Here is a 22,641-nt window from a genome sequence, read left to right as displayed (position 1 = left end):
TCCTCAGCCCTTGACGCCGCTGCTGGCGACGCCCTCGATGACGTAGCGCTGCACGAAGACGTAGAGCGCGAGGACGGGGATCGCGGCGAGCATGGCGCCGGCCATGACCACGGGGTAGTCGATCGTGTAAGCGCCCTGGAGCCGGCTGAGGCCGGCGGGCAGCGTGAGCCGCTCCGGGGAGAAGAGCACGTAGATCGGCCAGATGAAGTCGTTCCAGTTGGCGAGGTAGCTGAGCACGCCGAGGGTCACGAGCGCGGGGCGGGCGTTGGGCAGCACGATCGACCACCACGTGCGCAACGCTCCGGCCCCGTCGAGCCGGGCGCTCTCCTCGAGCTCCTTGGGCAGCGCCATGAAGAACTGCCGGAGGAAGAAGACGCCGAACGCGCCGGCGGCACCGGGCACGACGAGCGCCCAGATCTGGTCGAGCCAGCCGAGCTTGTCGAGGAGCAGGAAGTTGGGCATGAGGAAGATGAAGCCCGGCACGAAGAGCGTCAGGATGATGGCGGTGAAGATGGCCTTCTTGAAGCGGAACTCCATCCGGGCCAGGGCGTAGCCGGCGAGGGAGCACACGACGAGCACGAGGGCGGCGTGCATCGTCGCGGCCGCCATCGAGTTGAGGAACCACCGCAGGACGGGGCTCGCGGAGTCCTGGAAGAAGAGGACGTCGAAGGCGCGCAGGCTGGGCTTGGACGGGAAGTACGTCGGGGGCACCGTGCGCGACTCGTCCTGCGACTTGAACGCCGTCAGCAGCACGAGCAGCAGCGGCCCGATGAAGACGAGGCTGAGCACTCCCATGCCGAGCCAGAAGAGGGGTCCGTTGCGGCGCTTCACGACTTCTTCTCCCTCAGGGCCCAGAAGTTGACGAGCGAGACGAGGGCGAGGAAGACGGCGAGCACGTAGCTCATCGCCGACGCCTGGCCCATGCGGTACTGCGACAGGCCGAGGTCGGTGATCTCCATGATCGCGGTACGCGTCGAGTCGCCAGGACCGCCCTTGGTGATGAGGTAGCTCTGCCCGAACATGTTCGCGCTGGCGAGCACCGTCGTGACGATGACGAAGACCAGCACGGGCCGCAGGCCCGGGATCGTGATGTAGCGCAGCTTCTGCCAGGCCGTGGCGCCGTCGATCTCGGCGGCCTCGTAGTGCTCCGCCGGGATGTCGGCGAGGCCTGCGAGGTAGATGACGGCGTTGAAGCCGATGGTCCACCACACGGTGACGGCCGCCAGGGAGATCCACGCCCACGGCTGCGCGGTCGTCCACGCGGTGTTGTCGGGCAGCCCGAGCGCCCCGAGCACCCCGTTGACCATCCCGAAGGACGGGTCGAGCAGGTAGCGCCACATGAGCCCGACGACCGCGACGCCGAGGACGAACGGGGCGAAGAAGAGCGCCCGGAAGAAGGTGCGCCCCGGGAACTTGCGGTTGAGCAGGATCGCGAGCAGCAGCGGCAGCACGACGAGGAACGGCACGCTGATGACGACGAAGATCCCGGTCGCCTTCATGCCGTTCCAGAACGGCTCGAACTGCGGCGACCCGCTGTCGAGCAGGTCGGCGTAGTTCTGCAGGCCGACGAAGGGCTTGTTGGGCAGCAGGAAGTCCCAGTCGTGCAGGGAGATCCAGATGCCGAGGACGCCCGGGACGGCGACGAAGGTGATGAAGAGGAGCAGGAACGGCGAGAGGAAGAGGTAGGGCGTCCACCTCGAGCCGTGGATGCCGGATGTCGCTCCCCGGGAGCGACGCCCACCCGGCGCGGGCGTCGCTCCCGAGGGCGGTCTCGTGGGCTGTGTCGTGGTCACAGCCATGGTGTCAGCCGCCGTACTTCTTGGCGTTGGCCTCCAGGATCTTGGTGGCGCGGCCGGCGGCGTCGGACAGGGCGGTCTTCGGGTCCTGACCGCCGAGGACGGCGGCGTTGAGGGCCTTCTCGAACTCCGGCATGGCATCGCCGATGCCGGCGACCGGCGGCGGGAAGTGCAGGTCGTTGATCTGCGTGGCGAGGGTCGCCTGGTCCTTGAGGGCCTTGAACTCGGCCGACTCGCGCACCGAGTTGCGGGCCGGCACCTGACCGCCCTTGGCCCACTCGATGCTCTTGGTGCTGATCCAGTTGAGGAAGACGCGGGCGGCCGTCTGCTTGTTCTGGTCGGGGGTGCGTGAGGTCGGCAGGATGAACTGGTGCGAGCCGGCCCAGGCCGCCTTGGTGCCGCCGATGTTGGGAAGGGGCGCGACGCCCCACTTGAGGTCGGCCTTGTCCTTGAGGGTGTTGATGGTCCAGATGCCGTTCCAGTTGAAGGCGGTCTTGCCGTTCTGGAGGGCGATGATGTCGGCGTCCTGGGCGATCTTGCTCGCCGAGTAGCCCTTGGTGACGAGGTCCTGGAACCACGTCAGCGCCTTGACCCCGGCGTCGTCGGCCCACAGGACCTGCTTGGCGTCGTCGGAGAAGAGGGAGCCGCCGAACTGCCAGATGAGCGACTGCACCGACATGCTGCCGGTGAACGGGAACGGGGTCGCCCAGTGGCCCTGGATCCCCATGCCCTTGAGGGACTCGAGCGCCGCCATGTAGTCGTCGGCCGTCATCGGCGGCTTCTCGGGGTCGAGGCCGCCCTTCTCCATGACGTCCTTGTTGTAGAAGAAGCCGAGGGGGTGCACGTCGAGCGGGATCGAGTAGCGCTTGCCGTTGTAGATGCCGGCCTTCCACGGCACCGGCGCGAAGTCGCTCTCGCTCAGCTTCAGCGCCGAGGCGACGTCGTCGAGCGGCTGGATGACGTTGCGGGCCGCGTTGGTGGCGACGGAGTCGACGTGCATGATGCCGATGTCGGGGCCCTTGCCGGCCGTCACGGCAGCGGGGAGCTTGGCGTAGTAGTCGGCCCACTGCATCGTGTTCATGCTGACGGCGATGTTGGGGTGCTCGGAGTTGAACTGGTCGACGAGGCGCTTCATGAAGGGGCCGTCGCCGCCGGTGAAGCCGTTCCAGAACTGCAGCGCGACCTTGGGCCCGGTGTAGCCGGTGGCGCCGCCGCCGGCGGACACGGCCGGCGCCTGGCCGGGGACGGCGCTCGAGCCCGAGCCGCAGGCGGTCAGCCCGGCGATGCCCGCGATGCCGAGGGCCCCCGAGAGGATGGTGCGGCGGGTGAGCGGCGAGGCGGAGGTGGAGTTCGTCATTGAACGGTCCCTTCGGTGAGGCGGATGCAGTGCCAGGAGGTGGGCGGCAGGGTTGCCGTGAGGGTGGTGCTGTCCGTGCCGACGACCGCCGCGTCCCCCGGGCGCGGGGTCACTCGGTCGGGCTGTGCCTCGGTGTTGCTCGCCGAGGTGTCGTCGTCGTGCACCTGGAGGTGCTCGACGAGGGCGTATGCCGTGGGGTGGCCCCCCACGGCGGCCGCGACGTCGAGCGTCAGCTCGGCGCTCTCGGTGCGGCTGCGGTTGACCACGAAGACGGCGAGGTCACCGGTCTCGGGGTCGTGCGTGGCGGTGACGACGACCTGGTCGACGGGCCCGAAGGCCTTGGTCTGCACCTGGTCGCAGTGGACGGCGGGACGCAGCACGGTGCCACGGGCATACGCCGCCGTGAGCGCGAAGGGGTGGAAGATCGTCTGGCGCCACGCGCCGCCACCGGGCCTCGTGGCGATGGGGGCGATGACGTTGACGAGCTGCGCCTGGCAGGCCATCGACACGCGGTCGGTGTGCTGGAGCAGGGTGATGAGCAGGCTGCCGACGACGACGGCGTCGGTGACGTCGTAGACGTCCTCGATGAGCTCGGGCGCCTCGCGGATCTCGAGCGAGCTCTCGCCGTGGAAGCGCTCCTGGAACCACACGTTCCACTCGTCGAAGCTGACCATGATCCGCTTGTCGGAGCCCTTGACCGTGGCGACGTGGTCGGCGGTGGCGACGACGGACTCGATGAAGCGGTGCATGTCCTCGCTGCTGGCGAGGAAGGAGTCGACGTCGCCGTCGACGGGCTCGTAGTAGGCGTGGGCGCTGATGTGGTCGACGAGGTCGAAGCAGCGCTCGAGCACGACGCGTTCCCACGTGCCGAAGGTCGGCATGCCGCGGTTGGACGAGCCGCAGGCGACGAGCTCGAGACCCTCGTCGATGCGGCGCATCGCGCGGGCCGTCTCCTCGGCGACGCGGGCGTACTCCTCCGCCGTCTTGTGGCCCATCTGCCACGGGCCGTCCATCTCGTTGCCGAGGCACCAGACCCGGATGTCGTGGGGCTCGGTGTGCCCGTTCTTGGCCCGCCGGTCGGGCCACGCCGTGCCGGTCTCGGCGTTGCAGTAGAGCAGCAGGTCGATGGCCTCCTGCAGCCCGCGGGTGCCGAGGTTGACCGCCATCATTGGCTCGACCCCGACGCCGCGGGCCCAGTCGACAAAGTCGTCGGTGCCGACCTGGTTGGTCTCGACGGAGCGCCAGGCGAGGTCGAGCTGCGTGGGCCGGTCGGCCTTGGGCCCGACGCCGTCCTCCCAGCGGTAGTTGGAGACGAAGTTGCCGCCGGGGTAGCGCACCACGGTGACGCCGAGCTCGCGGACGAGCTGCGCGACGTCGGTGCGGAAGCCTAGCTCGTCGGCCCCGGGGTGGTCCGGCTCGTAGATGCCGGTGTAGACGCACCGGCCCATGTGCTCGACGAAGGACCCGAAGGTCCTCGGCCGCACAGGCCCCACCGTGAAGGCGGGGTCCAGCCGTACCGTCGCTGCTCCCATGCGGTCCTCCTTGACCGTCGGCGTGGTGGGTGCCGTCGTTTACAACGGTTACCCATTCGCGGTGACCTGAAAATTACAACGGTTACCGAAATCTGTCCAGAGGTGGCCCGAGGTCATCACCTCGGGCCGTTCCGGGCGCTAGCCTGTCCTCGACGGGGACCGGTACCGGGCCTCGCACGGTCCTTGGCACGGACCCTCGGAGGACCTCTTCGCAGGGGTCGCACGGACGGAGACACGGTTGGCGGCGCGGCTCAGGGACGTGGCGGAGCGGGCAGGAGTGTCGGTCAAGACGGCCTCCAACGTGCTCAACCACCACCCGCACGTCAAGGCGAGCACCCGCGAGCGGGTCGAGGCCGCCATGGCCGAGCTGCACTACCGGCCGAACCTCTCGGCGCGCAGCCTCAAGCACGGCCGGGCCGGCTTCCTGGCCCTCGCGGTGCCGGCGATGGACTCCCCCTACTTCGCCGAGCTCGCCGCCCGCATCACCGAGGAGGCGGCGGCACTGGGCTTCATCGTCCTGCTCGACGTGACCGGCGGCGACGCCGACGCCGAGCGCGTCGTGCTCGAGGGCATGCGGTCGCACGTCATCGACGGCGTCATCTTCTCCCCGCTCGCGCTGTCGGCCGACGAGATCGGCAGCCGCGCCGACAGCTTGCCCATGGTGCTGCTCGGCGAGCGCCCGGTCCCCACCGACTTCGACCACATCGCCGTCGACTCCGTGGCAGCCGCTCGCGCAGCGACGGAACACCTTGTCGCGCAAGGGCGTCGGCGCATCGCCGCCGTCGGTCGCGAGACGATGCGCGGCACCGCCTCCGCCCGACTGCGCGGCTACCGGCAGGCCCTCAAGGCGGCGGGCATCGCCTACGACAGCAGCCTCGTCATCGGCGTCCCGCACTTCGAGCGCGCCGACGGTCATGCCGCGATGCAGCAGCTGCTCGCGCTCCCCGAGCCGCCCGACGCGGTCTTCTGCTTCAACGACCTCATGGCGATCGGTGCGCTGCGCGCCTGCGTCGAGGCGGGCGTCGCGGTGCCCGACGAGGTCGCCATCATCGGCTTCGACGACATCGCCGAGACGCGCTACGCCAACCCCACAGTCTCGACCATCTCACCCGACCTCACCGGTCTGGCCCGGGCCGCACTCGAGCTGCTGTCGCGTCGCATCGACGGCGACGACGGCCCCGCCGAGGAGGTGCAGGTGGCGTGGACCCTCGAGGCCCGCGAGACGACCCTCGGAGTCCCCCCACGCCCGCGGTCTCAGCCGACGGGGCGGGTGACCTCACCCGGGGTCGCCAGGGCCTCCGCCGGACCGGACGCCGGGGCCGCCGAGGCGGACGACACGGGCAGCGTCACCCGGTAGGTCCGCGTCACGGGCGTCCCGGCGCACCCCTTCGGCAGGGCGCCGTTCGAGGCCTTCTTGGTCGAGGTGTAGCTGGCCGTGACGTCTGCCGTCACGGAGGTCGCGACCGAGAAGGCGGGCACGAGCACCCGCACGGAGGTGTAGTCGCTCGCCGCGGGCCGCAGCCTGTCCTCGCGGTAGAACGACGCATAGGCCTTGGTGGCGAGCGGGTAGCCGACGGACGCGCCTGCGGCCGACACGGTGACCGCGACGGAGCAGACGGGCGTGTCGGTCGTCCACGGGATCCGCACCCACGACTGACGACCGGGGACCACGGTGGACAGTGCGCCGACCACCGGTCGCAGGCCCGTCGTCACGTGCTCCGAGAGGAGCACCCCCGACGGCGTGGTCGACGGGCTGGTCGAGGGCGACGCCGAGGTCGACGGCGACGCGATCGAGGTGGCCACGCGCGCCGGCTGGGCAGCGGGTCGGTCAGGACGTCCGTCGAGCAGCACGTAGGCGCCGAGGGACAGCACGACGGTCCCGGCCAGGGCGACGGCGGTGACGCCGAGCAGGTCGGAGCCGAACGGCAGGGCACGGACGGGCACGGGGCGCTCCTCGACGGGTGGACGGTGCACGGACGACGCCGCTCCGGCGTCTTCGCACAGTGTCTCGACCTCGTCGCAAGGGCGGCGGCGGTCCGGCGCAGGAATGCCGCAAGGTCTGCACAAGCGCAGCGGCTCGGCTCGGTTCGGCTCGGGGAGGCGGTCGGCTCAGGCGGAGCGGGAGAACCGCACGTAGAAGGCGCCGAACACGAGCACGATCCCGACGTTGACCATGAGCCGCGCCCAGGCATGGTCGCGGAAGAAGAGCACGTCGACGGTCACGATGAGCGCCACCATGACGAGCGCGTAGGCCACGAGCACCGGCGACCGGTTCATGCCTTCTTCCTACTCCTCGCGCCGGCCTCCGGCCAAGAGGTATGCCGTGACCTCCGCCGGGTGCGACAGCGCGGCGAGGTGCCCGCCGGGGACGACGTCCGCGCGCAGGCCGAGTCGCTCCCGGGCGACGAACACTCTCGACGGAGGGTGCTGCCCGTGCCAAGGTGGCGACATGGCTGACGACCCGTCGATCCAGGACCGCATCACCTCGCTCATCGACGAGGAGCACCGGCTGCGCTCCTCGCTCCAGGCCGGTGAGATCACCGTCGAGGAGGAGCATGCCCGGCTGCGCAGCGTCGAGGTCGAGCTCGACCAGTGCTGGGACCTGCTGCGCCAGCGCCGCGCCAAGCGCGAGTTCGGGGAGAACCCGGACGACGCCGAGGTGCGCTCGGAGCGCACGGTCGAGGGCTACACCGGCTGAGCGGTCAGACCGTCAGGCCGTGGCCGAAGGGGAAGAGCGGGTCGTCGTAGCCCGGCACGTCCTCGCCATGGGCGCGGACCTGGTCCATCGACCGCGGCAGGTCGAACGGCAGCCGCCCGACCGGGGTGACGACGCCTCGCAGCGCGTCCACGAGCGCGGCGTCGCTCGTGCCGTAGCTCGCGACGACCGTCGTGGCGACGGGTAGCAGCGGGGTGAGGACGGCGGGTCGGTCGAGCACGACGTCGACGACGAGCGGGCACTGCGCGGCGATGCGCTCGAGCCGGGCGACGAGTCCGGGCGGGAAGTCGAGCGAGCCCTGGTGGAACCACGACTCGAGGAAGAGGTCCGAGCGCGGGTCGAACGGCGCCGTGAGGCGCACGACCGCGACGTCGGCGTCCTCCGGCCTTTCGACGACGCTGCCGAGCCGGGCTGCGGCCTCGGGCGACACGTTCTCGACGTAGACGGACAACCCGTCGCGAAGGGGCACCGTCGCCTCGGCGCACGTGACCGTGGCGCCGGCCGGGCGGGCGCCGGCCGGTGCGCCGTTCTGCAGCACCGTGACCGACCGGGCCTGCGCGGCATGCCCCTCGTCGCGGAAGTCGTCGCGCCCGACGACGGCGACGGCCTCGTGCTCGTCGACGTAGGGGTTCTCGAAGAGGCCGAGGCGGAACTTCACGGCGAGGATGCGACGGGCGGACTCGTCGATGCGCGCCTCGGTCACGCGGCCCTGGGCGACGAGGTCGAGGAGGATCTCGACGCACTCCTCGCCGCCGAACTGGTCGGCGCCGGCCTCGAGGATGAGCTCCATCCGGCCGTGCGGGTCGAGGTGCTCGACGCCCCAGGCGCGCGCCGGTAGCACCTGGTCGCCGACGTGGTTGTCGTTGACGAGCTCCCAGTCGGTGACGACGACGCCGTCGTAGCCGAGCTTCTCGCGCAGCAGGCCGGTGACGACCTGCTTGTTGTAGCCGAAGCCGATCGGCTCGATCTCGACGCCGTCGACGACGAGGTCGACCGGCATGCCGTAGTAGGGCATGATCCCGGCGGTCCCGGCCTCGATGATCGGCGGGAACGGCTTGAGGTGGTCGGCGAAACGCCCACCGGGGTAGACCTGCTCGCGGCCGTAGGGAAAGTGCGCGTCCTCGCCGTCCTTCTGCGGACCGCCGCCCGGGAAGTGCTTGCTCGTGCACGCCACGCTGTCCGACCCGAGCGAATCCCCCTGGAAACCCTTGAGGTACGCGACGCCGAGCTCCGTCACGAGGTCGGGGTCCTGGCCGAACGTGCCGGCCTGGCGCGCCCAGCGCGGCTCGGTCGCGAGGTCGAGCGTCGGGTGCAGGGCGGCGCGGATGCCGACGGCGACGTACTCCTGCCGCGCGATGTCGGCGAAGCGGCGCACCGCGTCCGCGTCACGCAGCGCCGCGAGCCCGAGCGGCTCGGGCCACTGCGAGAAGGCGCCCGCGGAGAACGAGACCCCGACGTTCTCGATGAACGCGTGCCGGGGGTCGGTCGAGACCGTCACGGGTATGCCGTGTGGCGTGCGCTCGGCGAGCGCCTGCAGCGCGTTGCTCCACCGGGCCGCCATGCGGGGGTCGTCGAGCGCGTGGACGTTGAAGTGGTTGAGGTGCTTCTCCAGCACGACGGTGCTCGTCGGCGACTTGCTGATGTTGCCGGGGTGCTCGAGCACGATCCCGTCCGCGCCGGCCTCGATGACCGTCTGGAACATCAGGCCGACCTTCTCCTCGAGGGAGAGCCGTCCGAGGAGGTCCTCCACCCGCTCCTCCACGGGCAGCCGCGGGTCCTCGTAGGGATCCATCCGGCCGTTGCCGTTGAGGTCGCGGTAGGCGACGCCGTCCTCGGAGGTGGAGAGCTCGGGGCGCACGGGGTGGTGCCTTTCGTCGTGAGGGGACGTGGCCGCCCGACCGGTCCGGGCGGGCGGCCACGTGGGGTGGGACTCCGGGGTCAGGCGACCGGGCTGGCGCCGAACTCCTCGACGCCGATGACGGGCCGCAGTGCCCGCTCCACGGCGGGGGTGCTGAAGGCCCGCCGGATGACGTCGTGGCCCAGCACGTTGCCGACGGCGCCCATGATCATCGCCTGATCGAGGGAGAGGTAGCGCCGCGCCACCGTGCCCGAGCCGACCGCGATGGCGTCGAAGAAGCCGCCCCGGCCGTAGGAGTCGAAGTCGGACTTCAGCCGTGCGAGGTTGGTGAACGCCGCGTCGGGCTCGTGCATCATCGCCAGGAACGACGCGTGCGGTGTGACGACGCCGTCGCCGTAGGTCGGCGAGGGATTGGTCGCCGCGCGGCAGTCGCCGAAGCCGGGGTCGTAGTTGGTCTTCTCCTTGTCGGAGAAGTAGCCGTCGGGGTTGAGGCCGAGGGCGTCGACGCCGTACTCGCGGTAGCCGGCGAAGGGGTCGCTCGACGGGCTGAAGCCCCAGTAGCCGTAGCCCGCCTCGACGAGGCCGTGCTCGCGCTGGGCCCGCACGTGGTTGGGGTGGTTGCGACCCCAGCTCTTCGGCGCCCAAGTTGCCTCGTCGACGAAGACGTCCGGCATGAGCTCCTCGAACATGCTGCCGCCCCAGCCGGGCACGACGTGCATGCCGCGGTAGGTGTAGGCGCCCTCGTAGACGTCGAGGCCGTAGTACGTGCGGTTGACGCCGACGGGCTGCATCTCGTGCCAGGACCAGTCGCAGGTCGCCGGGAAGGTGCGCCACATCGCGAAGTACTGCTTCGGCGGGATCTGCCCGGTGATGATGCCGAGGTAGCTCGTGATGCGGGTCTCGGAGACGGTCGTGTCGTAGTGGTGCGTCGTGAGCCACACGGGGTCGCCGCCGATGTAGGTGCCCTTGTAGGTGCCGCCGGGGCGGCCGTCCTCGTAGGGGTAGAAGCCGCCGTGGATGAGGCCACCGGCCCGCACCTGGTGGGCCGGGTCGCTGTTGTCGTTGTAGAAGGCGTCCCAGCGCATGCGCTCGAAGATCCGCTTGGCCCACGGGGCGGCACCGGGGTCGGCGCTCTGCACGACGAGCAGGGCCGCGCCGAGCCAGCCGTTGTCGACGCTCGAGCAGAACGGGACGACCGTGTCGCCGGACCCGGGCCACGTGTGCAGCGCCTTGGCCGTCGCCTCGTCGTACCAGTTGTAGTACATGCCGCTCGGTGTGTGGTGCTCCATGCGCTCCACGGTCTTGAGCGTGCGGACGAGGCGGGCGGTCGCCTCACCGCGGGTGATGATGCCGAGCTCGCGCGCCGCGATCGTCGACCACAGGTAGCCGCCGATGTTGGTCGGCGAGGTGTAGCCCGAGCGGTCCCCGGCGGCGAGCGACTCGGGGATGTTGTCGGCCGGCAGGCCCGTCGTCGGGTCGGTCATCGCGACGAGGCTGCGCCACGTGTCGGCCGCCCAGGTGCGCACCGTGCTGCTCTCGAGGGAGCGGACGGCATACGGGCCCTTGCGTGAGGTCGTGCCCGTGGATGCGGAGGCCGAGGGGGCGAGCGCGAAGGCGGCGACCGAGGCGGCCCCGCCGACGAGCATCGAGCGACGGCTGGGGGTGTAGAGCTTCTTCTCGGACATGGTGCAGTGCTCCTGTTTCCGGGGTGGGGATGCCTACTTGAGGCCGGTGGTGGCGATGCCCTCGATGAACCGCTTCTGGAAGATGAGGAAGACGACGAGGATCGGGATGATGACGACCGTCGCCCCGGCGAGCAGCAGGCCGTAGTTCGTGCTGTTCTGGCCGGTCGAGTAGAGGGCGAGGGCCACCGGCAGGGTGTATCGGTCCTCCGACTGCGCGACGACGAGGGGCCAGAGGAAGTTGTTCCAGCTGCCGAGGAAGGTGAGGATCCCGAGCGTGGCCAGGGCGGGACCGCACAGCGGCAGGATGATCCGGAAGAAGATGCGCAGCTCGCCCGCGCCGTCGACCCGGCCCGCGTCGAGCAGGTCCTTGGGCAGCCCGAGGATGAACTGGCGCATGAGGAAGACGCCGAACGGGCTGACGAGGAACGGCAGGAACAGGCCCGGGATCGTGTCGATGAGGCCGGCGTTGGCCACGAGCACGAAGAGCGGCACGAAGGTGACGACACCGGGGATCATGAGCGTGCCCATGACGGCGACGAAGATGACCTTCTTCCCCTTGAAGTCGAGCATCGCCAGGGCGTAGCCGAGCATCGAGCAGAAGACGAGGTTGCCGGCCGTCACGACGACGGCGACCACGATGGAGTTGGTGAAGAACTGCCCGAAGTTCAGACTGCTGAACAGCTGCGTGTAGTTGTCGAGCGACGCGTGCTGGGGCAGCCACGTCGGCGGCACCTGGCGCAGCTCGCCCTCACCCTTGAAGCTGCCGAGCACCATCCAGACGAAGGGGGCGATGACGGCGATGAGCGCGACGACGAGCACGAGGTAGAGCCACCAGCGGCCGCCCTGGCTCGTGCCGACCATGCCGGACCCGGTCCTGCTCGCCCGGGACTTCGGGGCGGGAGCCGGTGCGGTCTGCCGTGGTGCGGTGTCGACGGACATGGTCACGTCCTCTCTCGGAGCAGGCGGAACTGGATGGCCGTGACGATCGCGATGACGAGGAAGATGAGGTAGCTCATCGCCGACGCGAGGCCGTAGTTGCCGAAGCCGAACTGCTGGTAGGTGTACATCGACAGCGAGATCGTGCTGTTCAGCGGGCCGCCCTGGGTCATGACGAACGGCTCCTCGAAGAACTGGAGATAGCCAATGGCCGTCGTGACCATGACGAAGAGCAGGGTCGGGCGCAGCAGCGGCATCGTGACATGGCGGAACCTCTTCCACGCGCCGGCGCCGTCGATCGCGGCCGCCTCGTGCAGCTCGGCCGGGACCGCCTGGAGGCCGGCGAGGAAGATGATCATCGCCGTGCCGAAGTTGCGCCACGCGGCCATGAGGATGAGCGAAGGCATCGACCAGCTCGGGTCACCGAGCCAGTTGGGCCCGGTGATGCCGACCCACCCGAGCGCGGTGTTGATGAGGCCCCCCGGGTCCTGCAGCAGGAAGCGCCACACGACGGCCACCGCGACGATCGAGGTGATGACCGGCATGTAGAAACCGAGGCGGAAGATCGCGCGGAAGCGGGTGATCCCCTTGTCCAGCGCGACTGCGGCAGCGAGCGCGGCGGCGAGCGTCAGCGGCATGCCGACGAGGACGAAGTATGCCGTGTTGCCCGCGGCCTGCCGGAAGGTCGGGTCCGACAGCGCCTTGGTGAAGTTGTCGAGCCCGATGATGTTGACGCTGAAGGGGTGTCGCAGGTCGCGAGCCTTCGTGTCGGTGATGCTCATGAAGAGCGACTGGATCACCGGCCACGCCGTGAAGGCGAGGAAGAGCAGGCAGAAGGGGATCGCGAGGATCCAGGCCGCCCGCCCCTCCCGCCGGCGGGCACCGGTCGTGCCGGTCTGGACGGTCATCGGACTACAGACCCGTCCCGATGGAGTCGGCCTGCTGCTGGGCCGTCTTGAGGCCCGTCGCGGGGTCCTCACCGGTCTTGGTGATCTTCTCCATCTCGGTGTCGAGACCCTTGACGGCCTGCTCCCACGTCGGGAACGACGGCGGCGCCTTGGCCGTCTCGAGCTGCTTGCCGAAGACGGCGAGCTTCTTGTCCGAGGCGAGGGCCGGGTCCTGCCAGGCACTCTTCACCGAGGGCAGGTCGGTCGAGATGGTGTACCACTTGGCCTGGACCTTGGGGTCGGTGAGCCACTGGACGAACTTCCACGACGTGTCGCGGTTCTTCGTGTTCTTGAAGACGACGAAGTTGGAGCCGCCGACGAACGACGAGGACCCGGCCGAGCCGGCAGGGATCGGCGCGACGTTGTACTTGTCCTTGAAGCCGGCGCCGCCGACCTTCTCGACCGCGGACATCTCCCACGGGCCGGAGATGAACATCGGGACCTTGCCGCTCGCGAAGTCGGGCTCGGTCGTCGGGGTCGCCGGGGCGCTCTTGTTGGAGATGCCGTCGGTGAAGAAGGACTGGTAGTACTTCGTGGCCTTGAGCAGCGCGGGGCTGTCGAAGTTGTAGGCCTTGCCGCCGTCCTTGGTCAGCTCGGCGCCGTCGCTCCACGCGAACGGCATGACCGTCTGCCACGAGCCCTCGCCGCCGGCCTGCAGGCCGATGCCGTACTGCGCGCCGGCCTTGGTCTGCATGGCCTTGGCCATGTCCTTGAGGCCCTGCCAGTCGGTGGGCACGGTGTCGTAGCCGGCCTTCTTGGCGAGGTCGGTGCGGTAGTAGAGCACGCGCGTCTCGACGTACCACGGGATGCCGTAGGAGGTGCCCTTGACCTCGGTGGTCTTCTGCGCGCCGTCGAAGAAGGCGGACTTGTCGATCGAGGCGGGGGTCGGGTCGAGCGCGTCGCTGCTCGCGAACTCGCCCATCCACGTGGTGCCGACCATGGCGACGTCGGGGGTCTTGCCGGCCGTGATGGCGGTCGTGAACTTGTCGTGCGCGGCAGGCCACGGAATGGCGGTGACCTGGACCTTGACGCCCGGGTTGGCGGCCTCGAAGTCCGCGGTCAGCTTCGGCAGGCTGGCGCCCTCGGCGCCCATGGCCCAGACGGTGATCGTGCCGGTGGCCTTGCCCGTGCTGACGGCGGCGCCGGTCTGGCCGGCGGCGCTGCCGCCGTTGTCGGCGCTGCGACCGCAGGCGCTCACGGTGAGGGCCGCGGCAGTCATGCACGCGACCGTGATGGCTGTGGTGCGTCTCATCGGTGTCTCGCTTTCTCGGGTGTTCTCCGACGGCTGTGTCGGGGGGTGTGGGGGGCGGGATGGAGTCGGGGGGCTGGGCGCGTCAGCGCCGGGCGCAGCCGCAGGACCCGCGGATGACGACCTGGGTCGGCAGGATCTGCGGCTCGAGGCGGGTCTGGCCGCCGGAGACCCGCTGGTGGAGGCGCTCGGCCGCGATGACGCCGAGCTCGTGGACCGGCTGGCGCACGGTGGTCAGGCCCGGCCGGACGTAGCGGGAGGTCATGACGTCGTCCCAGCCGACGACGGCGATGTCGCCGGGCACGTCGCGGCCGGCGTCCTGCAGGTGGGTCATGATCGCGAGGGCGAGCTCGTCGTTGGCGCAGACGAGCGCGTCGGCCTCGATCTCGCCGGCGAGGATGCGCTCGGCGACGGCCTCGCCCTCCCCCTCGCGGAACGGGACGCGCACCGGCGGGGCCGGCTCGAGGCCGCGGGCGCGGTGGGCGGCGACGAAGCCGGCGTGACGCTCGGTGATGTCGGGAGCGCCCTCTGGGTCACCGACGAACAGCAGCCGTTTGCGCCCGTGGGCGAGGACGTGCTCGGTGAGCTCCTGCGCGCTGTCGGCGTTCTCGGCGCGGACGCTCTCGATGCCCTCCTGCGGGGTGCCGGCGATGATGACGACGGGCTTCTGGCCGTGGAGGGCGCGGGCGACGGCGGGCGGCATCGCGGCCGAGCCGAGCACGGCGATCGCGTCGACGTGCGTGGCGAGCTGCCGGACCGCGCGGGCGATGTCGGCCTTGCCGTCGGTGAGCATGAGCGTGACGCTCTGGCCGAGCTCGGCGGCGCGCGACTCGAAGCCCATGAGCAGCTCGGAGTAGTAGGGGCCGGAGAGCTCGGGGAGCACGAGGCCGTGCGCCTCGTGGTGGCGGACGGCCAGGCTGCGGGCGGCGCCGAGCGGCACGTAGTTGAGCTCTTCGACGGCGTCGAGCACCTTCTGGGTCGTCTTCGCCGAGACCGTGCCGGCGCCCTGGAGCACCCGCGAGACGGTGGCGATCGAGACGCCGGCACGCTCGGCGACGGAGTAGATCGTGGCCCCGACGGAGCTCGACGGGGCGGGGGCCGACGACGCGATCGGGGTCGATCCGCCGTCGTGCTTGCGTGCTGTCGCCATGGGGTCCCGCCTCTCGCGTCTCGTCGTTGAGTGATGCGGCGCGGCCAGACCCCCTGCCGGGTCCCCTCGGCTCTGTAAGCGCTTACATCTGCGTTCCCATAGTGCACAGGTCGGACAGGACGCGCAAGGCCGGTCCAGCGGCCGGGGCAGCCGGAAGGGGCCGGGCCGGGCGTCTGGGACACCCCTCCCGACCCCTTCCACGGACGCCCGACACATACCCGCTGGCGTATGCCGTCACGCCACCACGGCGCGACCGTGACCGTTGGGTGGCACGCCGCCGATCAGACTGTGGCAGAGACGAATTCGGGCGTCACCGTTCGAGTCCCGCGGTCCTATGACACTCCCGAGTCCGGTCGTCGGCACGGCCCACGGACTCGCCCGCCGCGGACCGCGTCGACCGCCGCGCGACGCCCGGTGCGGGCGTGGTGAACTTTCTCGTCCGGGACGGGCGGCGACCCCTCCCGGCGCGCCGGACGGCATACGCGATCGGTGACGGCCGGGACGCCTGAGGTCACCCCTGCATGAGGCCGATCATGTTGCCGTCGGCATCGGCGAGGTCGGCGACGGGGTAGATGAGCGTGTTCACAGCAGACATCGGTCTCTCCTTGCATCGTGCGGTGTCACATCCGGTGGCACCGGCTCGTCAGTGCTATGACGGACCACGACCCGAGGATGTGACGACGATGGACGACAGCCCCCGCGAGCAGTGGCTGGCCCGCGACTTCGAGCCGCAGCGACCGCGCCTGCGCGCCGTCGCCTACCGGGTGCTCGGCTCGGCGGCCGACGCGGACGACGCCGTGCAGGAGGCCTGGCTGCGCCTCAGCCGGAGCGACACGAGCGAGGTGTCCAACCTCGCCGGGTGGCTGACGACCGTCGTCGGGCGGATCAGCCTCGACATGCTGCGGTCGCGCGGGTCGCGGCGCGAGGACAGCTGGGACGCAGGCCTGGCCGACCTCGTCGGGACGGGCGGGGCCCGCGTCGAGACCGGTCCCACGGGCAACCACGCGCCCGACCCGGCGAGCGAGGCCGAGCTCGCCGACAGCATCGGCCTGGCCCTGCTCGTCGTCCTCGACACCCTGGCCCCCGCCGAGCGGCTCGCCTTCGTGCTGCACGACCTCTTCGGCATGCCCTTCGAGCAGATCGCCGACATCGTCGACCGCTCCCCCGCGGCCACCCGCCAGCTCGCGAGCCGTGCCCGGCGACGCGTGCGGTCCGCCGACGCCGCCGAGACGAGCCCGGCCCGGACGCGCCAGCGCGAGGTGGTCGGCGCGTTCCTCGCCGCGGCGCGCGGCGGGGACTTCGCGGCACTGCTCGAGATGCTCGACCCCGACGTCGTGCTCACGGCCGACGAGGCCGCCACGGCGATGGGCGCACCGGCGCAGCTGCGAGGCCCGGACGCCGTGGCCCAGCGCTTCAACGGCGGTGCGAGGTCGGCACGGCTCGCGGCCTTCGACGGCGGCGTCGGCGCGGTGTGGACCCTCCACGGCCAGCCACAGGTGGCCTTCCGCTTCACCGTCGAGGGCGACGTCGTCACCGGCATCGAGATGGTGGCCGACCGAGCCCGGCTCGGTGAGATGGAGATCTACTACCTGCCCGCCTGAGGGCGCCGGTCCGCGGGCTATCGTCGAGATGTGGCAGAGGGGATTCGTGCGGCCGTCGTGCTCGGCTCCGGTGGGGCCCGGGGCTACGCCCACATCGGGGCGCTCGAGGTGCTCGCCGAGCGGGGGTTCGAGGTCGTGTCGATCGCGGGCACGTCGATGGGCGCGCTCGTCGGCGGTGTCGCCGCGGCAGGCAAGCTCGAGGCCTACACCGAGTGGGCCCGCAGCCTCACCCAGCGCGAGGTGTGGCGCCTGCTCGACCTCAGCCTGACCACGGCCGGGGGCGCGATCCGCGCCGAGCGCATCATCGGCAAGGTCGGCGAGATCCTCGAGGGCGCGACCATCGAGGACCTGCCGATCCCCTACACGGCGGTCGCGACCGACATCAACGCAAGGCGCGAGGTGTGGTTCCAGCGCGGACCCGTCGAGCACGCGATCCGGGCCTCCATCGCGATCCCGGGCGTCATCACCCCGGCCGTCATCAACGGGCGGGTGCTCGTCGACGGCGGCCTCATCAACCCGATCCCGATCGAGCCGACGGCGGCCGCCTCCGCCGACCTGACCATCGCCGTGTCGCTGTCGGGCATGCGCGCGGCCGGAGGGCCGACGACCCCGGTCAAGGAGTCGTCCGAGCCCCGCCCCCGCGAGGAGTGGACGACCCGGCTGCGCCGCAGCGCCACCGAGGTGCTCGACTCGGAGCGGGTGCGGGCCATCACGAGCCGCTTCGGCAGTCACCCCCGTGACGTCGAGACCGACGCGACGCTGCCCCCCTCGGCGGTCGAGGAGGTGCCGCAGACCCCGACCGAGGCCCTCGTCACCCGGCACGCCGACGTGGGGCTCGTCGACCTGCTCAACATGTCGTTCGACACGATGTCGGCGCTCATCTCGCGCTACCGGATGGCGAGCAACCCGCCCGACGTGCTCGTCACGGTGCCCTCCAACGCCGTGCGCACCCTCGACTTCCACCGGGCCGCGGAGATGATCGAGCTCGGCCGCCTCCTGACGACCGAGGCCCTGGACCACGCCGGCTACTGAGCTCGCTGGATGTCGGTGGTGGGCTGTCGGTAGGGGCTGTCGGTGGGCGGGCGGAGACTGGGGTCGTGGTCCTCCTGCACGCCGACGCCGACGCCTTCTTCGCCTCGGTCGAGCAGCGGGACGACCCGTCGCTGCGCGGGCGGCCGATGGTCGTGGCCCACGAGGTCGTCGCGTGCCCGTCCTACGAGGCCCGCGCCCTCGGCATCCACGCCGGTATGCCGCTCCGCCAGGTCACGCGCCGCTGGCCGCAGGTGCTCGTGACCGGCTACCGGCCCGAGGCCTACGAGGAGGCGTCGGCGCGGCTCTTCGAGATCTTCCACCGGTTCACGCCGCTCGTGGAGCCCGGCTCGGTCGAGGAGGCGTTCCTCGACGTCACCGGCCGCGACCGCGGTGACCCGCACGGGCTGGCCGTCGCCCTGCGCGCCGCGGTCCGCGACGAGGTGGGGCTGCCCGTGTCGGTGGGCGTCGGCCGCACCAAGCTCATGGCCAAGCTCGCGAGCCGCCGCGCCAAACCGGACGGGCTCGTCGTCGTCGACGCCGAGCTAGAGGCCCGGGTGCGACCACGGCTGCGCCTCGACGAGCTGTGGGGCGTCGGCCCCACGACCTACGCCAAGCTCCACGCCGCAGGCCTCTTCGTCGTCTCGGACCTGCACGGCCTCGACGAGGACGACCTCAAGACCATCGTCACCACGGCGATGGCGCGGCGCCTCGTGGCCATCGCGCAGGGCACCGACGACGCGACGATCCGCCTGCCGGGACCGCGCCGGTCGGTGAGCGCGAGCCGGTCCTTCTCCGCCACCCGGACCCGGTCCAAGGTCGTCGCCGTCCTCGACGGGTGCGTCGAGCGGGCCGTGGAGCGGGTGCTCGGGCTGGACGGGCCGGCGCGGCTCCCGAGCCGGCTCGAGGTGCTCGTCCGCTACGACGACGGCGCCCAGGTGCTCGAGCGCGGACCGCTCGAGGTCCCGACCCTCGACCCCGCCGAGCTGCGGACCGCGGCCGGGCACCTGCTGGAGCGGACGGCATACGACAGGGACGGGCGCGGCGTCACGATGGTCGGCGTCACACTCCCCCTGCCCGCGCCCGCTTGACCTCGAGTCGGCTCGAGGTCGCAGCATGGTCGGGTGACCCCACACCTCACGGCTGCCGAGACGGCCGCCTACCTCGCGCGCGTCGGCGCCGCCGCCCCCGAGGCGCCGACGGCCACGGCTCTCGCGTCGCTGCACCGGGCCCACCTGCTCTCGGTGCCCTTCGAGAACCTCGACATCTCGCTCGGCCGGCCGATCCTGCTCGAGCGGGATGCCCTGCTGGACAAGGTGGTCCGCTCTCGCCGCGGCGGCTACTGCTATGAGCTGAACGGCCTCTTCGCGCTGCTGCTGCGCAGCCTCGGGTATGCCGTCGACCTCGTCTCGGCGCGGGTGGCCACCGCGGAGGGCAGCCTCACCGCCGACTTCGACCACCTCGCGCTCGTCGTGTCGGGCGGCCACCTCGACGGACCGGTGCTCGCCGACGTCGGCTTCGGCGACGCGTTCATCGAGCCACTGCGGCTGCTCGACGGGGAGCAGCGCGCCGAGCCCGGCAAGGACGTCGGGCTGGCGCGCGACGGCGAGGACTGGCACTACCGCGAGCGCCGCGCCGGGGGCGAGTGGCACGCGCAGTACGTCTTCTCGCCGACCCCGCACCCGCTGGCCGACTTCGAGGCGCGCAACGTCTGGCAGCAGACCTCGCCCGACAGCCACTTCACCCGGTCGAGGGTGGCGTCGCGCCTGACCCCCACCGGACGGGTCACGCTGAGCGGCGACCGGCTCATCACGACGACGCACGGGCGACGGCACGAGGAGCACCAGGGCGGCGAGGACGCCGTGACGGCAGCCCTGGCGGAGCACTTCGGCCTCGTGCTGCAGTGAGGCCTCAGCCCCACGCGTCCTTCGTGGGCCGGCAGAGGCAGAAGGGGTGGCCGGCCGGGTCGGCGTAGACGCGGAAGCCGCGCTCGGGGGCGGGCTGCGGCGGGTCGACCGGGTCGAGGGCCGTCCCGCCGAGGGCGAGCACCCGCTCGTGCGCGGCCGCGATGTCGGCCACGACGAAGTCGAGGTGCGCCTGCTGCTGTCCCCGCGGCCAGTCCGGCGACTCCTGGCCGGGCGCGACCTGGGTGGCGATGCGGGGTCCGTCCCACCGCACGTCGAACCAGTCGCCGCCGGGATCCGCGACGACAGTGCCGCCGAGCAGGCCGGCGTAGAACTGCGCGACGCCGGCCGCGTCGGCGCAGTCGAGCGCGACGCAGTCCCAGCCGATCTTCGGTGCAGAGGTATCAGTGGTCATGCTTCGACCCAACCACCATCCGCAGACACCACGTCGCGCGCCTGATCGCGCGGGAGATCGCGCAAGAGGTGTCGCCATGGCGCAGCGGACGCGCGATCAGGCGCGCGATGTGGCGCACGGTCACGAGGGCGACGTCCGCGGCGCGGTGGACGCCGGGCCGACTCAGCGGGCCGGCTGGGGCCAGACGAGGGTCGTCGACGTCACGGGTCGCACGGTCGAGGCCGGGCCGCTCCCGCCGAGGGTGACCGTGTGCGTCCCGGCCGGCATGTCGGCGAAGCTCGCGCGTCCATGGCCGGCCCGCAGCTTCGGCTCGGCGGTGGCGAGCACCTTGCCCTTGGCGTCGCGCACCGTCACCGTCACGGCCTTGTGCGGCGGGTCGGCGCCGGCGTCGTCGGACTCGAGGTCGAAGGCCACCTCGAGCGGGTGGCCTGCCGTGACGAGGTCGGGCACCACGGCGCGCAGGCTCGTGTCGGTGATCTCGCGCCGGCGGACCGGCTGCGCCGAGAGGATCTCCTGCACCTGGTCGAGGACGAACTGGTTGCACTGGAGGTTGGTGTGCTGCTCGGGGACCCGGACGGCGAGGTTGGTGTCGAGCGTCTCGCCCAGCCCGACCGCGCCGGTGAGTGGCACCGTCCCGTCGCCGTAGTCGTCGTCGGAGCCGAACGTCGTCGACGTGACCGCCCGGCCGTCCTGGAAGGTCACCGTCGTCTGGCTCGGCTGGCGGATGCCGACGACCATGTGCGTCATCGTGTGGCTCTCCGGTCGCGCCGCCTCCGCTGCCTGCAGGTCGGTGTGGAAGGCCATGGCGTCGGCGACCATGGCGGTGCTGACGTTGGGCACCGAGACCTCCGTCGTCTTGGCCCAGCCGCCGGCGTCGGCGATGCACGCGAACTCCGGGAGCAGCTGGAAGAGCGAGGGCATGCTCCGGGAGAAGGCCGTCAGGTCGACCGAGAGCGGCCCGATCCCCTTCTTGACGCCGTTGACGAGCTGTTCGAGCGCGTCCGTCGCCCCGCGCCACGGCGTGCCGAGGGTGATGAGCTTGCGCGTCACCTCGGCGCCCCCGCACTTCTCGATGTACCAGCGGGCGACGAGGCCCCCCATGGAGTGGCAGACGAAGACGAGGCGGGCGTCGGCATACGCCCCTCCCTGCGCGCGCAGCTGCTCCAGCGCCGGCTCGACGACGGACCCCAGCCGCTCGCCGTTGTAGCGGTTGGACAGGCGCCAGTCGTAGGCGAACGGGATGAGCGTCGCGGGCCGGCCGGCGCTCCCCTGGTGGTAGCCCTGCTGCTCCAGGGCGCTGACGAGCACGTCGTAGCCGCGGATCGGCGTCCAGATGCCCGGCAGCACGTGCACGTCGGGCATGAGCCCGACCGGTTCGACGCCGTCGTCCGGGTGCGCGTCGCCGATGCCCTCGGGCAGCGCCTTGCGGAGGATGGACTGGCCGCCGGTGAGCAGCTTCCAGACGGCTCCCGCGCTCGGGGCCCAGATGAGGTGGTCACTGGCGGGCGAGCCGTCGTCGCCGCGGACTCCGAGGGTGCTGCCGGTGATGCCGGGAAGCACCACGACCAGGTCGTTGCTCGTCATGCCGAACCACCATCCGCGCGTCGGTGAACTCTCCCGACCAACGGTGGCACCACCGGCCCGCGGTGATACGCGAAACGGGGAAGCCCGCGGGTGGGGCACGGCCCTACGCATACATCGGGTATGGATGCGGCACAGTGGATCCGGAAGCCTCCGGACGACAGAAAGGCCCACCGTGGACATCACCGACGTCATCCTCCGCCAGCACGACGAGCAGCGGCGGATGTTCGCCCAGCTCGAGGAGTGGCCGCGGGACGACCACGAGGGCCTGGCCGCGATCTGGAAGCGGCTCGAGATCCTCCTCGAGACCCACGCCGAGGCCGAGGAGCTCTACTTCTACCCGGAGCTGCTGCGCATCGGCACGGGCGGCGCCGACGCCGAGTCCGTCGACGAGGAGGTCCAGGACGCCGTCAAGGACCACAACGAGATCCGCACGTCCGTGCGGAAGGTGGGACGCTGCCGCACCGGCTCGGACGCGTGGTGGACGGCCGTCGTCGACGCCAACGTCCACAACAGCGACCACATGGGCGAGGAGGAGCGCCAGGACCTCGCCGACTTCCGGCAGCGGGCCAGCCTCGAGCTGCGCCACGAGATCGCGCTCCAGTTCCTGCGCTACGAAGCGATGCGCGGCGCCGAGGGGATCACCCCGAAGGACAAGGACCTCAAGGCCTACGTCGCGGCGAAGAAGACGAGCAAGGCCTCGGCCACCGCCAAGAAGGCTGCCACCCGGGCACGCAAGGCCGCCAAGACCGCTCCCGCCCGGGCGGCGAAGTCGAAGAAGGCCTCCGCCGGCGCCTCGGAGGAGTAGCCGAACGGACGACGTGCACCTCCTGTCACCCCGTGCGGACCGTTCGGCACGGGCCGACGACAGGTGCACGTCACGTC

At 71.2% G+C, this 22,641-nt stretch carries 22 protein-coding genes; 7 read left to right on the top strand and 15 right to left on the bottom strand.

Features of this window, described 5'->3' with window-relative positions; genetic code table 11:
- Positions 1-3 precede the first annotated feature (3 nt).
- Genes ABD297_RS03335 through arfA form a run of 4 tightly spaced genes read right to left on the bottom strand, consistent with a single transcriptional unit; the run spans position 4 to position 4,685 of the window.
- Entirely contained in the window at positions 4-831 is an 828-nt protein-coding gene (locus ABD297_RS03335; RefSeq protein WP_344252940.1) for a carbohydrate ABC transporter permease, read from the bottom strand.
- The gene (locus ABD297_RS03330; protein WP_344252938.1) at positions 828-1,799 is read right to left on the bottom strand and encodes a carbohydrate ABC transporter permease; all 972 of its coding nucleotides are present in this window, start codon (positions 1,797-1,799) and stop codon (positions 828-830) included. The genes ABD297_RS03335 and ABD297_RS03330 overlap by 4 nt, the downstream gene beginning before the upstream one ends.
- 4 nt (positions 1,800-1,803) lie before the next feature.
- The gene (locus ABD297_RS03325; RefSeq protein WP_344252937.1) at positions 1,804-3,153 is read right to left on the bottom strand and encodes an ABC transporter substrate-binding protein; all 1,350 of its coding nucleotides are present in this window, start codon (positions 3,151-3,153) and stop codon (positions 1,804-1,806) included.
- Complete coding sequence (arfA, locus tag ABD297_RS03320; RefSeq protein ID WP_344252935.1) at positions 3,150-4,685, bottom strand: arabinosylfuranosidase ArfA; 1,536 nt, start codon at positions 4,683-4,685, stop codon at positions 3,150-3,152. The genes ABD297_RS03325 and arfA overlap by 4 nt, the downstream gene beginning before the upstream one ends.
- Before the next feature lie 259 nt (positions 4,686-4,944).
- Between arfA and ABD297_RS03315 the strand changes: the two genes are divergently transcribed.
- Positions 4,945-6,042 (top strand): LacI family DNA-binding transcriptional regulator, encoded by a 1,098-nt coding sequence (locus tag ABD297_RS03315; RefSeq protein ID WP_344252934.1) that lies wholly within the window; start codon positions 4,945-4,947, stop codon positions 6,040-6,042.
- Here ABD297_RS03315 and ABD297_RS03310 read toward each other — a convergent pair.
- The 3 genes from ABD297_RS03310 to ABD297_RS03300 form a co-directional block, all read right to left on the bottom strand.
- Entirely contained in the window at positions 5,940-6,629 is a 690-nt protein-coding gene (locus ABD297_RS03310) for a hypothetical protein (protein ID WP_344252931.1), read from the bottom strand. The genes ABD297_RS03315 and ABD297_RS03310 overlap by 103 nt on opposite strands.
- 165 nt (positions 6,630-6,794) lie before the next feature.
- Positions 6,795-6,962, bottom strand: a complete 168-nt coding sequence (locus ABD297_RS03305) for a hypothetical protein (RefSeq protein ID WP_344252928.1) — start codon at positions 6,960-6,962, stop codon at positions 6,795-6,797.
- Between the two features lie 9 nt (positions 6,963-6,971).
- The gene (locus ABD297_RS03300) at positions 6,972-7,097 is read right to left on the bottom strand and encodes a hypothetical protein (protein WP_344252926.1); all 126 of its coding nucleotides are present in this window, start codon (positions 7,095-7,097) and stop codon (positions 6,972-6,974) included.
- Between the two features lie 37 nt (positions 7,098-7,134).
- Between ABD297_RS03300 and ABD297_RS03295 the strand changes: the two genes are divergently transcribed.
- Positions 7,135-7,383: a DUF2630 family protein gene (locus tag ABD297_RS03295; protein WP_344252924.1), complete on the top strand. Its 249-nt coding sequence runs from the start codon at positions 7,135-7,137 to the stop codon at positions 7,381-7,383.
- 4 nt (positions 7,384-7,387) lie between these two features.
- Here the strand turns inward: ABD297_RS03295 and ABD297_RS03290 are convergent, their stop codons facing one another.
- The 6 genes from ABD297_RS03290 to ABD297_RS03265 form a co-directional block, all read right to left on the bottom strand.
- Positions 7,388-9,259: a glycoside hydrolase family 3 protein gene (locus ABD297_RS03290; protein ID WP_344252922.1), complete on the bottom strand. Its 1,872-nt coding sequence runs from the start codon at positions 9,257-9,259 to the stop codon at positions 7,388-7,390.
- Between the two features lie 80 nt (positions 9,260-9,339).
- Complete coding sequence (locus ABD297_RS03285; RefSeq protein ID WP_344252921.1) at positions 9,340-10,944, bottom strand: glucoamylase family protein; 1,605 nt, start codon at positions 10,942-10,944, stop codon at positions 9,340-9,342.
- Between the two features lie 33 nt (positions 10,945-10,977).
- Entirely contained in the window at positions 10,978-11,883 is a 906-nt protein-coding gene (locus ABD297_RS03280; RefSeq protein ID WP_344252919.1) for a carbohydrate ABC transporter permease, read from the bottom strand.
- Between the two features lie 2 nt (positions 11,884-11,885).
- On the bottom strand, positions 11,886-12,788 hold the full coding sequence (locus tag ABD297_RS03275; RefSeq protein ID WP_344252917.1) for a carbohydrate ABC transporter permease: 903 nt from the start codon (positions 12,786-12,788) through the stop codon (positions 11,886-11,888).
- Positions 12,789-12,792: 4 nt separating this feature from the next.
- Positions 12,793-14,046, bottom strand: coding sequence for a sugar ABC transporter substrate-binding protein (locus tag ABD297_RS03270; protein ID WP_344252916.1), 1,254 nt, complete (start codon positions 14,044-14,046; stop codon positions 12,793-12,795).
- Positions 14,047-14,161: 115 nt separating this feature from the next.
- Positions 14,162-15,226, bottom strand: coding sequence for a LacI family DNA-binding transcriptional regulator (locus tag ABD297_RS03265; protein WP_344252914.1), 1,065 nt, complete (start codon positions 15,224-15,226; stop codon positions 14,162-14,164).
- Between the two features lie 683 nt (positions 15,227-15,909).
- On the opposite strand from ABD297_RS03265, the gene ABD297_RS03260 reads away from it, so the two are divergent.
- The 4 genes from ABD297_RS03260 to ABD297_RS03245 all read left to right on the top strand — a co-directional run bounded on the left by ABD297_RS03260 (position 15,910) and on the right by ABD297_RS03245 (position 19,763).
- Complete coding sequence (locus tag ABD297_RS03260; RefSeq protein ID WP_344252913.1) at positions 15,910-16,827, top strand: sigma-70 family RNA polymerase sigma factor; 918 nt, start codon at positions 15,910-15,912, stop codon at positions 16,825-16,827.
- A 30-nt stretch (positions 16,828-16,857) separates the two neighbouring features.
- Entirely contained in the window at positions 16,858-17,859 is a 1,002-nt protein-coding gene (locus ABD297_RS03255; protein WP_344252911.1) for a patatin-like phospholipase family protein, read from the top strand.
- Between the two features lie 65 nt (positions 17,860-17,924).
- Positions 17,925-18,947, top strand: a complete 1,023-nt coding sequence (locus ABD297_RS03250) for a Y-family DNA polymerase (RefSeq protein ID WP_344252910.1) — start codon at positions 17,925-17,927, stop codon at positions 18,945-18,947.
- A gap of 33 nt (positions 18,948-18,980) precedes the next feature.
- Positions 18,981-19,763, top strand: coding sequence for an arylamine N-acetyltransferase family protein (locus ABD297_RS03245; RefSeq protein ID WP_344252908.1), 783 nt, complete (start codon positions 18,981-18,983; stop codon positions 19,761-19,763).
- A gap of 4 nt (positions 19,764-19,767) precedes the next feature.
- Here ABD297_RS03245 and ABD297_RS03240 read toward each other — a convergent pair whose 3' ends face one another.
- A complete protein-coding gene (locus tag ABD297_RS03240; RefSeq protein ID WP_344252907.1) occupies positions 19,768-20,175 on the bottom strand; it encodes a VOC family protein in 408 nt (135 codons plus the stop codon).
- Positions 20,176-20,337: 162 nt separating this feature from the next.
- Entirely contained in the window at positions 20,338-21,759 is a 1,422-nt protein-coding gene (locus ABD297_RS03235; RefSeq protein WP_344252905.1) for an esterase/lipase family protein, read from the bottom strand.
- Between the two features lie 172 nt (positions 21,760-21,931).
- On the opposite strand from ABD297_RS03235, the gene ABD297_RS03230 reads away from it, so the two are divergent.
- Positions 21,932-22,564 carry a hemerythrin domain-containing protein gene (locus ABD297_RS03230; RefSeq protein ID WP_344252904.1) on the top strand — a complete coding sequence of 211 codons (633 nt, stop codon included), beginning with the start codon at positions 21,932-21,934 and terminating at the stop codon, positions 22,562-22,564.
- Positions 22,565-22,641 lie beyond the last annotated feature (77 nt).

The organism is Terrabacter carboxydivorans, from assembly GCF_039532035.1.
In the GTDB taxonomy this organism is placed as follows: domain Bacteria; phylum Actinomycetota; class Actinomycetes; order Actinomycetales; family Dermatophilaceae; genus Terrabacter; species Terrabacter carboxydivorans.
This window is presented reverse-complemented; position numbering and strand designations above follow the sequence as displayed.

Bases quoted from the DNA above. Each gene is read 5' to 3' on its own strand.
- ABD297_RS03330 (WP_344252938.1), bottom strand. From the start codon at position 1,799: ATGGCTGTGACCACGACACAGCCCACGAGACCGCCCTCGGGAGCGACG.
- ABD297_RS03325 (WP_344252937.1), bottom strand. From the start codon at position 3,153: ATGACGAACTCCACCTCCGCCTCGCCGCTCACCCGCCGCACCATCCTC.
- arfA (WP_344252935.1), bottom strand. From the start codon at position 4,685: ATGGGAGCAGCGACGGTACGGCTGGACCCCGCCTTCACGGTGGGGCCT.
- ABD297_RS03305 (WP_344252928.1), bottom strand. From the start codon at position 6,962: ATGAACCGGTCGCCGGTGCTCGTGGCCTACGCGCTCGTCATGGTGGCG.
- ABD297_RS03295 (WP_344252924.1), top strand. From the start codon at position 7,135: ATGGCTGACGACCCGTCGATCCAGGACCGCATCACCTCGCTCATCGAC.
- ABD297_RS03285 (WP_344252921.1), bottom strand. From the start codon at position 10,944: ATGTCCGAGAAGAAGCTCTACACCCCCAGCCGTCGCTCGATGCTCGTC.
- ABD297_RS03280 (WP_344252919.1), bottom strand. From the start codon at position 11,883: ATGTCCGTCGACACCGCACCACGGCAGACCGCACCGGCTCCCGCCCCG.
- ABD297_RS03275 (WP_344252917.1), bottom strand. From the start codon at position 12,788: ATGACCGTCCAGACCGGCACGACCGGTGCCCGCCGGCGGGAGGGGCGG.
- ABD297_RS03270 (WP_344252916.1), bottom strand. From the start codon at position 14,046: ATGACTGCCGCGGCCCTCACCGTGAGCGCCTGCGGTCGCAGCGCCGAC.
- ABD297_RS03265 (WP_344252914.1), bottom strand. From the start codon at position 15,226: ATGGCGACAGCACGCAAGCACGACGGCGGATCGACCCCGATCGCGTCG.
- ABD297_RS03260 (WP_344252913.1), top strand. From the start codon at position 15,910: ATGGACGACAGCCCCCGCGAGCAGTGGCTGGCCCGCGACTTCGAGCCG.
- ABD297_RS03240 (WP_344252907.1), bottom strand. From the start codon at position 20,175: ATGACCACTGATACCTCTGCACCGAAGATCGGCTGGGACTGCGTCGCG.
- ABD297_RS03235 (WP_344252905.1), bottom strand. From the start codon at position 21,759: ATGACGAGCAACGACCTGGTCGTGGTGCTTCCCGGCATCACCGGCAGC.